This window comes from Achromobacter colocynthidis (assembly GCF_057334535.1).
The window spans coordinates 163,401-176,313 of the sequence record NZ_JBHFIZ010000039.1; the positions used below are offsets into that span (position 1 = coordinate 163,401).

The following is a 12,913-nucleotide window of genomic DNA, read 5'->3' on the forward strand; positions in this document are numbered from 1 at the left end:
AGAACGCCAAGGTCTCAACGCGCGCAACCCATCAAACAGACGTTAAGTTGTGGCAGAAGATCAAAAGAACCGGGGTGTAGCGATGATGGGGTGTGGGGGCCATCTTTTTTTGGCGTAGGTCGTCCGAGAAATTTGATGTTGCTTGATGGGTTGCGCGCGTTGAGGCTTCTGGGTTTTTGCCATCGGTCTCTCGCGCTTCACCCATCCTACGGCGGAGCTTTGCGCTCCGCCATTTTTCACACCATCTCGATGGCCATTGCCACGGCTTCGCCGCCGCCGATGCACAGCGTGGCCACGCCGCGCTTGCCGCCGGTCTTGCGCAGCGCGCCGACCAGCGTGGCCATCAGGCGGGCGCCCGATGCGCCGATGGGGTGGCCCAGGGCGGTGGCGCCGCCGTGGACGTTGACCTTGTCATGCGGCAACTTGAAGTCGGTCATGGCGGCCATGGTGACCACCGCGAAGGCTTCGTTGATTTCGTACAGGTCCACGTCCTCGGCCTTCCAGCCGGTCTTGGCGAACAGGTTCTTCAGCGCGCCGACGGGGGCGGTGGTGAACCAGCCCGGCTCTTGCGAGTGCTGGCTGTGGGCCACGATGCGGGCCAGCGGCTTCACGCCAAGTTTCTCGGCGGTGGACGCGCGCATCAGCACCATGGCGGCGGCGCCGTCGGAGATCGACGACGAGTTCGCGGCGGTGATGGTGCCGTCCTTCTTGAAGGCGGGCTTGAGCGTCGGAATCTTTTCCGGCATGGCCTTGGTGGGGGCTTCGTCGGTGTCGATCACGGTGTCGCCCTTGCGGCCGGCCACGGTCACGGGGGCGATTTCCCACTTGAAGCTGCCGTCTTCCGTGGCGGCGCGGGCGCGGCGCAGCGATTCCAGCGAGAACTCGTCCTGCTGTTCGCGCGTGAATTCATATTTGGCGGCGCAGTCTTCGGCGAACACGCCCATGGCCTTGCCCTTGTCGTAGGCGTCTTCCAGACCGTCCAGCGCCATGTGGTCATACACGGTGTTGTGGCCGAAGCGGTAGCCCTGGCGCGCCTTCAACAGCAGGTACGGCGCGTTGCTCATGCTTTCCTGGCCGCCGGCCACCACGACTTCGGCGCTACCGGCCGCCAGCAGGTCGTGGCCGAACATGGCGGCCTTCAGGCCCGAACCGCACACCTTGTGGATCGTGGTGCAAGCCACGCCCAAAGGCAGGCCGGCGCCAAGTGCGGCCTGGCGAGCCGGGGCTTGGCCCTGGCCGGCTTGCAGCACGTTGCCCATGATGACTTCGTCGACTTGTTCCGGCTTGATGCCGGCGCGTTCGATGGCGGCCTTGATGGCCACCGAGCCCAGCTCATGCGCGGCCAGGCCGGACAGGCTGCCAAGCATGCCGCCCATGGGCGTGCGGGCGATGGAAACGATAACGATGGGATCTGACATGACTAACTCCTGTGAGGGTCGGGACAGCGTCTGGGTGTCGGCACTGCGCGGTCGCCAGGAAGGCGTGCCGGACGCAGGCGTCTGTCTGTATCGTAAGGGAAAAATTCTTCAATCCGGCCCTGCGCCACGTGGGCGCGGCAGGCCTGCCACCAGTCCGGTTCCAGCAAGTCGGCATGGTGACGCATGAAGGCGCCGCGCACGCGCGGGTCGCCTAGCAGAAAGCGGCCGAATTCTTCGGGAAATACGTCGTTCGGTCCGATGGCGTACCAGGGTTCGGAGGCCATTTCCGCTTCTTCGTTCGGGGCCGGCGGGATGCGCCGGAAATTCATTTCGGTCATGCGCTGGATTTCGTCGTAGTCATAAAAGACGACGCGGCCCAGGCGCGTGACGCCGAAGTTCTTGTAAAGCATGTCGCCGGGGAAGATGTTGGCGGCGGCAAGCTGGCGGATGGCGTCACCGTATTCGCGCACGGCGGGGTCCAGCAAGGCGTCGGAGGCCTGGCGCAGATAGATGTTCAGCGGCGTCATCCGCCGTTCGATGTAGACGTGGCGGATGACGACGGTGTCACTGGTTTCTTCGATCAGGCTGGGCACCAGGCGGCGTAGTTCGTCCAGCAAGGCGGGGGCGAAGCGGCTGCGCGGCAGCGCCACTTGTGAATATTCCCAGGTGTCCGCCATGCGGCCCACGCGGTCGTGCAGTTTCACCATCTGATACTTGCGGCGCACGGTGGCGTGGTCCATGCCGTCTTTGTCGATGCGGTCCTTGATGAGCTTGAACACGTAGGGGTAGGACGGCAGCGTGAACACGCACATCACCATGCCCTTGATTCCGGGCGCGATGTCGAAGGCGTCGCGCGAATGGGCCAGGTGATGCAGGAAGTCGCGGTAGAACAGCGTCTTGCCCTGCTTTTGCAGGCCGATCATGGTGTAGAGCTCGGCCTTGGGCTTGCGGGGCAGCAGCGTCGCCAGGAAGTTGACGACGGCGGCGGGCGTTTCCATGTCCACCAGGAAATACGCGCGCGTGAAGCTGAACAGCGTGCTCAGGTCGTCAGCGCCCAGCAGCAGCGCGTCCAGCGTCACTTGCCCGGCCGGGTTGCGCGTGAGCGCCACGGCGAAGGGGTAGACGGTGGTCTGGTTGATCAGCCGGCCGACGATGTAGGCGCCCTTGTTGCGAAAGAACAGCGAGCCCAGCGCGTGGACCTGGCAGTCGCTGGCGATGCGCCGGCCCACGTGGCGCGGCAGCAGCGTGCGCAACTGCGCAACCGCCGCGCGCGCCAGCATGCGGGTATCGCGCGGCAGGTCTTCAAAGGGCAGCGCCAGGCCGAAGTCGGCCACCATGCGGATCAGGCTCTTTTCAAGGCCGTCTGTCGCCGGGTAGTACACCCGGTACGACGGCATGCTGCTGTCCAGGTAGTCGGTGGCAACGGCGGGCCGCACGAAGAGGAAATCGTTGTGGAAATAGTCGCGGTGCAGCAGGCGGCACGTGACCGAATTGAAGAAGGTCTCGGCGCATTCGGGCTGCTTGTGTGCGCCCAGCAGGCCCACGAATTCCTGTTTGATCTGTTGCCAGTAGGCGGTCTGGGCGTCGGTCAGGGTGGGTACGGCCGTGCCCTTGCCGTTGCCATTTCCGCTGCCGCTGCCGTTGCCGGTGTGGCTCGGGATGTCGTCCAGCGCGCCTTCCGGGCGGCCGCGCAGCACGCTTTCCAACTGCGTGGCGCATTCGCGCACGCGCATGTCGTAGTACTCGATACGTTCCCGCGACAGGTGCTGGATGCCGTGCCAGTCGCCCGATTCAAACAGCGCCTTGGCGCGCTGCGCGCTGTAGCGAAACAGGGCGTAGTGGCGGTCGAAGCCGGCCAGGATCAGCCGCGCCACGTCCAGCGGAGAGGGCCCCGGGGCGGGGGCCTGCTCGATGTGCTGGACGTCGGACATGCGGATCATGGCGTGGCGCTCGGCCGAAGGATCAGGCGGTTTCGTTGAAGAGTTCGCGGCCGATCAGCATGCGGCGGATTTCGCTGGTGCCGGCGCCGATCTCGTACAGCTTGGCGTCGCGCCACAGGCGGCCCACCGGGTATTCATTGATATAGCCGTTGCCGCCCAGGATCTGCACGCCCTCGCCCGCCATCCAGGTGGCTTTCTCGGCCGTGTACAGGATCAGCGCGGCGCAGTCCTTGCGCACCTGGCGCACGTGTTCGGCGCCCAGCTTGTCCAGGTTCTTGCCCACCTGGTAGCAGAAGGCGCGGCTGGCTTGCAGGGTGGTGTAAAGGTCGGCCACCTTGCCCTGGATCAGCTGGAATTCGCCGATGGCCTGGCCGAACTGCTTGCGGTCGTGGATGTAGGGCACCACCACGTCCATCACGGCTTGCATGATGCCCAGCGGTCCGCCGGACAGCACGGCGCGTTCGTAGTCCAGGCCGCTCATCAGGACCTTGACGCCGCCGTTGACCTGGCCCAAGACGTTTTCTTCGGGAATTTCGCAGTCCTGGAATACGAGCTCGCCCGTGTGGCTGCCGCGCATGCCCAGCTTGTCGAGCTTTTGCGCCACCGAGAAACCCTTGTAGCCCTTCTCAACCAGGAACGCGGTGATGCCGCGTTGGTGCGCTTCGGGGTCGGTCTTGGCGTAGACCACCAGCGTGTCGGCGTCCGGGCCGTTGGTGATCCACATCTTGGTGCCGTTCAGCACGTAGCGGTCGCCCTTCTTGTCGGCGCGCAGCTTCATGCTGACCACGTCCGAGCCGGCGCCGGGTTCGCTCATGGCCAGCGCGCCCACGTGTTCGCCGGAAATGAGCTTGGGCAGGTACTTGGCTTTTTGCGCCGCCGTGCCGTTGCGGTTGATCTGGTTCACGCACAGGTTGGAATGCGCGCCATACGACAGGCCCACCGAGGCGCTGGCGCGCGAGATTTCTTCCATCACCACCATATGGGCCAGATAGCCCATGTTGGCGCCGCCGTATTCCTCGTCGGCCGTCATGCCCAGCACACCGAGTTCACCGAATTTGCGCCAGAGATCCATGGGGAACTGGTCGCTGCGGTCTACCTCGGCCGCGCGCGGCGCGATCTCGGCTTGTGCGAAATTGCGCACGGCGTCGCGCAGCATGTCCAGGTCTTCGCCCAGGTCGAAGTTCAGGCCGGGAAGGTTCATCGATGTCTCCGTGATAGTGGGTACTTACATTCTTATGGGCGCCTGTAGCCGACGCCGCGTCGCCGTCGTGTGGCTCATCATGCGCCGATCACGCACCGCTACGCAATGATGCACCGCAAATATTACGTTTACGTAAACGTAAAGTGGAGTCGGGTAATCCCTAGGGAATGAAAATTCCCCGGCAAGAAGATCTGCTTATGTTTTGACGGCTGGCTGGGTAGCTCGTCTGCGCGGTTTGTGCGGCACGCCGCGGTCGTCCACGGGCAAGTCCATCACCCGATACCGCATGACCGCCAGGGACTTGGGGTTGGTGATCCGCGCCATGTGTGCGCACTGCGCGCACCAGTGGCCCGCCCTGATCGACGCGAACGGCGCGTGCCAATCGTGCCCGCGATGGCACAGCCAATGCATTTTCTTGGTGGTGTTCTGGTAGACGGACGTCAGGCATTCACCGCCCCGCTCTCGCGCCGCCTGATGCGCCGCTTCGATGCCCAGGCGCTTGTTCAGGTTGGCGCACACGCCGCACCAACTGCCCAGCATGACCTTGCCGCCCGTGGTGAGCCATTCGTGGCCGTCGGCGCAGCGGAAGCGGTAGCGCACCCCAAGCCCGCCATAAGCGTCCGCCAGACAAGAGCCGCCGCGTTCGGCGGCCTTGCGCTGCAAGCGCTCCAGGCCGTCGGGATGCCGATAGCCTTCGACTTTGCGCAGCCGCGCGCATTCCGGGCACCAGGTGCGCCGCAACACGTCGACACCAGCCGCTTCCCATTCATGGCCCGCGCCGCAGCGAAACAGGAATGTTCTTTGGCCACGGGGGCTAGAGGTGTCCAGGCATTGCCCGCCGCGCGAGGCCGCTGTTTGGTGGATGCGCAGCAAGAGATCGTCGCGCCTGCGCCGGTAGCCCGCGTCGCGGCCGCAGACGGCGCAGCCTATCCGTTGCAGTGCCTTGTTGCCCTTGCGGTTCCAGGCGTGCCCGGCGTCGCACTGGAAGCGATGCGGTGCATCCCAACCCAGCCAGTGCGGTTCCAGGCAAGTCACGCCATTCGGTCGCGACAGCTCGCGCAAGCGTCCGAAATTCGACACCGCGGCGCACAGGGGGCATTTGACCTCGAGCGCGCGGCCAAAGGTTTGCAGCGTGCGTTGGAACAAATGCCCTTCTCGGCATTGAAAGCGATACATCGCCGATAAACCGCGCCAATCGGTGTCCAGGCAGTCGAAACCGGCGGCGTCCGCGGCGGCGCGTAGCTGGGGTTGGCGGTCAAGGATGGGGTGACGACGACTCTTGTGCATGAGGAATCCTGTTGCCAAAGACACCGCCATGACTGTCGTGCGCGCAGCCACCGAACACCGCTTGGGAAACAGGACAGGTGCAGGCAACGGGCAGGACTTGCTCCGGACAATCGCAAGCGCGACGCGCCGGGTATGGCGATCGCCGATCTTGCCTTCCTGTGGGGAGCAAAGATATTGGATAAATCTTATTTTTGGGCGGAACCGTCTGATCCGCCGGCCCTGCCCTTTAAGGCTTTTTCGCGAGCAGCGCGCGGCACTCGCGTTCCTGCTGCTCGATTTCTTGCAGGGTGTCTTCGATGTCGCGGCGCTGTTGTTCCAGCGTGGCGCGATGTTGTTCCAGTACGCTCAGGTACTGGCGCAGTTGCACCTCGGTGTCGCCCGGGCTGTCGTACATGTCGATCAGCGTCAGGATTTCAGACAGCTGCAGTCCCAGGCGCTTGCCGCGCAGCGCCAGTTTCAAGCGCGTGCGGTCGCGCGGGCCGAAGATGCGGTTGCGTCCCTCGCGCGCCGGGCTGACGATTCCCTGGTCTTCGTAGAAGCGGATCGTGCGGGGCGTGACGTCGAACTCGCGGGCGAGTTCAGAGATGGTCCAGGTTGACGAGGGCATGCGACGTGTGGCAGTTTACGTAAACGTAAATTATGATGACTTGACGTGAACGTCAAGCGTGGAGCGCGAGGCAATGAACCCCAACGAACAGAAATTGCAGTACCCCTGGGCAGACTTCCAGCCCGAAGCCGGCCGGGCCCAGGTGGTGGCCGAAGGCGTCAAGTGGATACGGATGCCACTGCCGTTCGCGCTGGATCATATCAACCTCTGGCTGCTGCGCGACAACATCGATGGCCAGGATGGCTGGACCATCGTTGACTGTGGCATCTCGCGCGACGAAGTGAAGTCGCTGTGGGAAGACGTATTCAAGAACGAGCTGGAAGGCCTGCCCGTGCTGCGCGTGCTGGTCACGCACATGCATCCCGACCACATCGGCCTGGCCTATTGGCTGTGCGAGCGCTGGAATGCGCGTCTGTGGATGACGATGACGGACTTCATGGTGGCGTCGTTGTGGTCGTCGCGCCGCAACGATGCGGGCGCCGGCCCCGGTGGCCAGTCGGCGGTGGAGCACTTCGCCCGCCATGGCTTGACCGACCCCGACGCGCAAGAGCAGATCCGCCAGCGCGCCAACTACTTCCCGAACCTGGTGCCCGCCGTACCCGCGCGCTACACGCGCATCATGCACGGCGATCAGGTCCGCATTGGCGGCCACGACTGGCGCGTGATCGTGGGCTATGGCCATGCGCCCGAGCATGCGTCGCTGTTTTCGCCCGACCTGAACGTGCTGATCTCCGGCGACATGGTCTTGCCGCGCATCTCCACCAACGTCAGCGTGTTCGACTACGAACCCGATGCCAACCCCCTGCCCCTGTACCTGCGGTCGCTGGACGGCTATGCCGGCCTGCCCCGCGACACGCTGGTGCTGCCGTCGCACGGCCGCCCGTTCAAGGGCCTGCACGAACGTATTGCACAGCAGCACGAGCACCACCGCGACCGCCTGGCCGAAGTGCTGGAGGCGTGCGCGGCGCAGCCGCAGTCAACGTCCGACATCGTGCCCGTGCTGTTCAAGCGCAAGCTGGACCTGCACCAACTGACCTTCGCCATGGGCGAGGCGCTGGCGCACCTGCATGCGCTTTATTTCGAAGGCAAGCTCAAGCGCGCGACCGGCGAGGATGGCATTGTGCGGTTCACGGCCGCGTGATCTGCAGGCAAGTCGCGGCAAGCAATGCGCGGCAAGTAAGACGTGGCAAGCAAGACGGGTTCCAGGCGGAACCCGTCACTGTCAGCGCGTGGCGGTGGCCAGCCTGACGGCCAGGCCCACGAACACCAAGGCGGCGATGCGGTTCAGCCAGCGCTTGGCCGTCACCGAGCGTTGCAGCAGTTCGCCAAACGCGCCCGAAAAGAAGGCGATGGCGCCGAACACCAACAGCGTCGACACGATGAACACGGCGCCCAGTTGCATGACCTGCAAGCCCACCGGGCCCAGCGCCGGCGTGGTGAATTGCGGCAGAAAGGCAAAGAAGAACAGCAGCACCTTGGGGTTGGTCAGGTTCATGACGATGCCGCGCCGGTACAGCGCGCCGGGCTTCAAGGGCTCGGGCGCCTTGCCTGCTTCTGATTCCACCGGCGCGCGCAGGATCTGCCAGGCCAGATAGGCCAGGTACGCGGCGCCCGCCAGCTTCAATGCCGTAAACGCCATGGGCGACGCGGCAAACACGGCGGCTAGCCCCAGGGCGACAGCGGCCGTGTGGCCCAGCAGCCCCGTGCACAGCCCCAGCACCACTAGCATGCCTGCCTTGCGTCCCCAGATGGCCGATTGCATCAGCACGAATACGTTGTCCGGCCCCGGCGTCAGCGCGAGCAGAACGGCAATGCCGAAAAAGGCGGTCAGGGTGTCTAGGGGCAGCATGGGTGTGGCCTGGTTGGGGGTGGGCGCCGGTCAGCCGGAGAATGGCATCATAAGGGCAAAACCACACCGTTCAGCCCCCGGCACGGGACACAAAGGACACAGAGACACGCCATGACGACACACGCCGCGCAAAGCCAGCAAGTCCCCGAGGATGATGACGGGAATCCCGACGCGATCCCTGACTCGCCCTCGGTCTTGAATCCCGACGCGAATGCCGACGCGAATGCCGACGCGAACCCCGCCGCCGCGCTGCAAGCCCTGCTGCTTGCCCGTCATAGCTGTCGCGCTTTCCTGCCCGCGTCGGTGCCGCGCAATGTCATCGAACGTATTCTGACGCTGGCGCAGCGCACGGCGTCCTGGTGCAACTGCCAGCCCTGGCAGGTGGCCATTACCGAAGGCGCGGGCACCGAGCGCCTGCGCGCGGCGCTGCAAGCGCGGGCGCAAGCCGCCGATGCTGGCCCCGGCTTCACCCCTGACTTCCCTTTCCCCCGCGAATACCGCAACGAATATCTGGCGCGCCGCCGTGAATCGGGCTTCCAGTTGTACGGCGCGGTGGGCGTGGCGCGCGGTGACCGCGACGCTTACCGCCGGCAAGAGATGCGCAATTTCCAGTTGTTCGACGCGCCGCACGTGGCCATCATCACCACCGATGAGGCGCTTGGCGAATACGGCGCGATGGACTGCGGCGGCTACGTCGCCAACTTCCTGCTGGCGGCCCAGGCCAACGGCGTGGCCACGGTGGCGCAGGCTTCGCTGGCCATGTATCCGGAAGTGCTGCGCGAGGTGCTTGGCATCGGCCCCGACCGGCGCGTGGTCTGCGGCATTTCCTTCGGCTACGCCGACGCCGCGCATCCGGCCAACAGCTACCGCACGCGGCGCGCGGAATTACCGGAAGTCGTAAGCTGGATTTCTGGCTAAAGCGACTGCTCAACGATACGGCCCGGGACAGGCATCCCTACGCCTGATATGGTTCATCCTGTTTGCCGCTAGCCCGGCTCCATCAGGCAGGCGCCGTTGGCCCCGTCCGGCCCTGTTCATTTCTCCAGCATTTCCCTTGAAGATGACCTCCAAACACATCGATACGGTATTGCAGCACGCGGGCACCGCCCCGTTCGACCCCGAAACCGGCACGGCGCCCGGGCCGCTGCCGCCCATGCGCGCCAGCACCGTGCGGTTCCAGAACCTGGCTGCGTTGGAGCAGGCACAGCGCAGCAAGGCCGCTGGCGACCGTGCCACCACTTACGGCCGCATGGGCATGGATACCCACGCCGCGCTGGAAGAGGTCTTCACACACCTGGAAGGCGGCACGCACTGCTATCTGGCATCGTCGGGGCTATCGGCGATGACGATGGTGATGATGGCGCTGTGCTCGGCGGGCGACCATGCGCTGATTTCCGATTGCGTCTACGGCCCGATGCGAGAGCTGGATGACGCGGTGCTCAAGCGCATGAACATCAGCATCACCTACTTCGCGGCCGATGAAGACCTGGACGCCTTGGTGCAACCCAACACCAAGCTGCTGTACGTGGAATCACCGGGCTCGCTGCTGTTTGAAATGCTGGACATGGGCGCCATGGCGGCCGTTGCCAACCGCCACGGCCTGGTGCTGGCCACCGACAACACCTGGGGCTCCGGCTATATCTACCGCCCGCTGACGCTGGGGGCGCAGGTGTCCGTCATTGCCGGCACGAAGTACGTGGGCGGCCACTCCGACCTGATGCTGGGCGCGGTGGTGACGAACGACGAGGCCATCGCCAAGAAGCTGAACCGCACGCAATACGCGATGGGTTATTCCATCAGCGCCGACGACGCCTGGCTGGCGCTGCGTGGCGTGCGCACGATGCCGATCCGCATGGCGCAGCACGCGCGCAATGCCATGCAAGTGTGCGAATTCTTCAAGAACCGTCCCGAAACCGTGCGCCTGTTCCACCCGGCGTGGCCCGAAGATCCGGGCCATGCGCTGTGGCAGCGCGATTGCACCGGCTCCAACGGCATGCTGTCCGTCGAACTGCGTCTATCGCCCGCCGCTGCGGGCGCCTTCGTGGATGCGCTGACCTTGTTCGGCATTGGCTTTTCGTGGGGCGGCTACGAAAGCCTGGTGCAACTGGTGTCGCCCAAAGACCTGTCCAAGCATCGCTATTGGGGCGAAGGCGACAACGCGTTGGTGCGTTTGCACATCGGCCTGGAGTCGCCGGACGACATCATCGCCGACCTGACCCAGGCGCTGGAGAAGGCGGCCGCGGTCGGCGCATAACGCTGACGCCGCCGCGACGGCTTCACACCGACGCGGCGCGTATCCACGCGCCGATGCGGGCGGCGATGTCGTCGCTGTTGTCGTCCATCATCGGCATGTGGGAATTCCCGGCAATGCCCATCTCGGCCAGCCGCCAGGTGTCGACCCTCGCGCCGTGGCGTGCCAGCGTATCGGCATAGTCCCGGCCGCTGACGCATAGGCGTTGCCACAGCGGTGTGGCGTCCAGATAGTCGCCATAGACGAACAGAAACGGTTTGGCCGCGACGGCGGCGGCCGCGACGTCGCCGGAGAAACCCGATGGCTCAATGCCGATGACGCCGCGCACCAGATCGGGCCGCGCGTGCAGCGCCCGGTAGGCCACTTCGCCGCCATGGCTGTGTGCCACCACCAGGCAGGGGCCGACGCGGTCGAGCACCGCACAGAAGCCCAGCAGTGCCGCGTCGTTGTTGCCCAGCCAGCGCGGCACGGCATGTCGGATGAAGTCATCGAACGCACTGACCGGAAAGCGCTGCCCGGCGAAGGCACGGCGCGCGTCGAAATCCTCGGCGCGGCCCAGCCGGAACAGCGACCAGCTTTCCTGCGCGTTTCGGATGATGGGCGGTTCGGGCCACACCTGTTCGAACGGCGCCCAACCCGCGCGCCCTCGCTCGACGTTATCCACCACATACACCGCATGCCCCTGGCGCAGAAAATGCTGCATCCAGCCTGGGCGTCCGTCGGGCGTTTGCTCCCACATCGCGCCCGTCATGCCGCCGCCGTGCAGCAGCACGACGGGCAGCGGATGCGCTAATCGCGCCGGGATGAAGTACTGCACGTAGGCCTGTTCAAAGTGGTACAGGCCGTTGGGGTCATAAGCCAGTGACGCGCTTTTGGTGAACGCGATCTCGCGCTGGGCCAGACCAGTGATGGTCACCGGCCTGCCACCCGCATAGAAGCTGCCGAAATCGGCCAGCGTGACGGCCTGGGTCTGGGCTTGCTGGGTTTGGGTCAGGCCCTGCGCTTGCATCATCGTTTGACCAGCGGGCATTGGCTGTCCGCCAGCGGCCATGCCAGCGTGTCGCCGGGGATGTTGCGCACGATGTTGTAGTAGTCCCAGGGCCCCTTGGATTGCGCAGGCGTTTTTACCTGAGCCAGCATCATGTCGCGCACCACCAGGCCGTCTTCGCGAATATGCGCGTTGATACTGAAGGGGTCATCGATAGGCAGTGATTTCATTTTCGCCATGACCACATCGGCATCCACCGTACCGGCCGCCTTCACGGCTTGCAGGTAGTGGCGCACCGAGCCGTAGACGCCCGCCTGCAGGAAGGTCGGCGGCCGACCGACGCGCGCTTCGAATTTTTTCGTAAAGGCGCGCGTGCCATCGTTCATGTCCCAATAGGACGGCACGGTCAGATAAGTCTTTTGCGCCGCCTGCAGGCCCAGGCTGTGCACGTCCGTGATCAGCAGCAGCATGGCCGCCAGTTGCTGCGCGCCGCCGATTCCGAATTCCGCGGCTTGCTTGATGGCTGAGATCGTGTCTCCGCCCGCGTTGGCGATGGCGATGATTTGCGCCTTGGTCCCCTGGGCCTGAAGCAAGAAGGACGCAAAGTCCGATGCGTTCAGCGGATGGAAGACGGTGCCGACGACTTCGCCGCCGTTGGCTTTGACGACGGTCTCGGTGTCGGCCGCCAGTTGCTTGCCAAAGGCGTAGTCCGACGCCAGGATGAACCAGCGCTTGTTGCCTTCGTTGACCACGGCGGTGGCCGTGCCGCGAGACAGGGCGTAGGTCGTGTACGTCCATTGCACGCCGTAGGGCGAGCACTGCGCTTGTGACAGCGCGGTAGTGCCGGGGCTGGAGAACAACACCAGCTTCTTCTTTTCGCGCGCGATGCCCTGCACCGCCAACGCGACTGACGAATTAGGCACGTCCACCACCACGTCCACGCCGTCGGTGTCATACCACTTGCGGACCATGCTGCTGCCGATGTCGGGGCGATGTTGATGGTCGCCCGAGACCAGCGAAATCGGTTTGCCCAGTACGGTGCCGCCCATCTCTTCGATGGCCAGCCGGGCGGCCTCGACCGAGCCCTTGCCTGTGGCATCGGCAGTCACGCCCGCCATGTCGGTAAGCACCCCGATTTTCACGCCGTCAGCCGCACTGGCGTGCGTGGCGTTGGCACTGAACGCCAGGCACAGGCCCAGACACCATGCGGCGCGTTTGCGCAGGAATTGCTGTTTCATTTGTCTTCCACCCATGTGATGCCGTCTTTGCGGCGAATTCTTGTGGCGAAAGTGTAGCGCCGTGGGTGCAAAAGGGCGGCGCAATGTCTCAACGATTTCCCAAAAGAAAGCGCCCCCGCCATGTGGCCGGGGCG

Annotated in this window: 11 protein-coding genes; 3 read left to right on the forward strand and 8 right to left on the reverse strand. The window is 64.8% G+C overall.

What is annotated here, in order from left to right:
- Positions 1–236: 236 nt before the first annotated feature.
- The 5 genes from ACE04A_RS27265 to ACE04A_RS27285 all read right to left on the reverse strand — a co-directional run bounded on the left by ACE04A_RS27265 (position 237) and on the right by ACE04A_RS27285 (position 6,453).
- Positions 237–1,418 carry an acetyl-CoA C-acetyltransferase gene (locus tag ACE04A_RS27265; RefSeq protein WP_100853597.1) on the reverse strand — a complete coding sequence of 394 codons (1,182 nt, stop codon included), beginning with the start codon at positions 1,416–1,418 and terminating at the stop codon, positions 237–239.
- Between the two features lie 2 nt (positions 1,419–1,420).
- The gene (aceK, locus tag ACE04A_RS27270) at positions 1,421–3,358 is read right to left on the reverse strand and encodes a bifunctional isocitrate dehydrogenase kinase/phosphatase (protein WP_447987699.1); all 1,938 of its coding nucleotides are present in this window, start codon (positions 3,356–3,358) and stop codon (positions 1,421–1,423) included.
- Positions 3,359–3,380: 22 nt separating this feature from the next.
- Positions 3,381–4,559, reverse strand: a complete 1,179-nt coding sequence (locus ACE04A_RS27275) for an isovaleryl-CoA dehydrogenase (protein WP_100853595.1) — start codon at positions 4,557–4,559, stop codon at positions 3,381–3,383.
- A gap of 195 nt (positions 4,560–4,754) precedes the next feature.
- Complete coding sequence (locus tag ACE04A_RS27280; RefSeq protein ID WP_448715728.1) at positions 4,755–5,846, reverse strand: hypothetical protein; 1,092 nt, start codon at positions 5,844–5,846, stop codon at positions 4,755–4,757.
- 226 nt (positions 5,847–6,072) lie between these two features.
- Complete coding sequence (locus ACE04A_RS27285) at positions 6,073–6,453, reverse strand: MerR family transcriptional regulator (RefSeq protein WP_259251403.1); 381 nt, start codon at positions 6,451–6,453, stop codon at positions 6,073–6,075.
- Between the two features lie 73 nt (positions 6,454–6,526).
- Between ACE04A_RS27285 and ACE04A_RS27290 the strand changes: the two genes are divergently transcribed.
- Complete coding sequence (locus ACE04A_RS27290) at positions 6,527–7,594, forward strand: MBL fold metallo-hydrolase (RefSeq protein WP_279993575.1); 1,068 nt, start codon at positions 6,527–6,529, stop codon at positions 7,592–7,594.
- 81 nt (positions 7,595–7,675) lie between these two features.
- Here ACE04A_RS27290 and ACE04A_RS27295 read toward each other — a convergent pair whose 3' ends face one another.
- The gene (locus tag ACE04A_RS27295; protein WP_259251406.1) at positions 7,676–8,302 is read right to left on the reverse strand and encodes a LysE family translocator; all 627 of its coding nucleotides are present in this window, start codon (positions 8,300–8,302) and stop codon (positions 7,676–7,678) included.
- Positions 8,303–8,413: 111 nt separating this feature from the next.
- Here ACE04A_RS27295 and ACE04A_RS27300 point away from each other — a divergent pair, with 111 nt between their 5' ends.
- Both ACE04A_RS27300 and metC read left to right on the forward strand, forming a co-directional pair.
- Positions 8,414–9,220 (forward strand): nitroreductase, encoded by an 807-nt coding sequence (locus ACE04A_RS27300; protein ID WP_448715729.1) that lies wholly within the window; start codon positions 8,414–8,416, stop codon positions 9,218–9,220.
- Between the two features lie 142 nt (positions 9,221–9,362).
- Positions 9,363–10,556 (forward strand): cystathionine beta-lyase, encoded by a 1,194-nt coding sequence (gene metC / locus ACE04A_RS27305; protein ID WP_485820714.1) that lies wholly within the window; start codon positions 9,363–9,365, stop codon positions 10,554–10,556.
- A 22-nt stretch (positions 10,557–10,578) separates the two neighbouring features.
- On the opposite strand, the gene ACE04A_RS27310 is transcribed toward metC, so the two are convergent.
- Together ACE04A_RS27310 and ACE04A_RS27315 are read right to left on the reverse strand one after the other, a co-directional pair.
- Positions 10,579–11,583 carry an alpha/beta hydrolase gene (locus ACE04A_RS27310; protein WP_448715731.1) on the reverse strand — a complete coding sequence of 335 codons (1,005 nt, stop codon included), beginning with the start codon at positions 11,581–11,583 and terminating at the stop codon, positions 10,579–10,581.
- The gene (locus ACE04A_RS27315) at positions 11,562–12,779 is read right to left on the reverse strand and encodes an ABC transporter substrate-binding protein (RefSeq protein WP_448715732.1); all 1,218 of its coding nucleotides are present in this window, start codon (positions 12,777–12,779) and stop codon (positions 11,562–11,564) included. Before ACE04A_RS27315 ends, ACE04A_RS27310 begins: the two co-directional genes overlap by 22 nt.
- Positions 12,780–12,913: the final 134 nt, after the last annotated feature.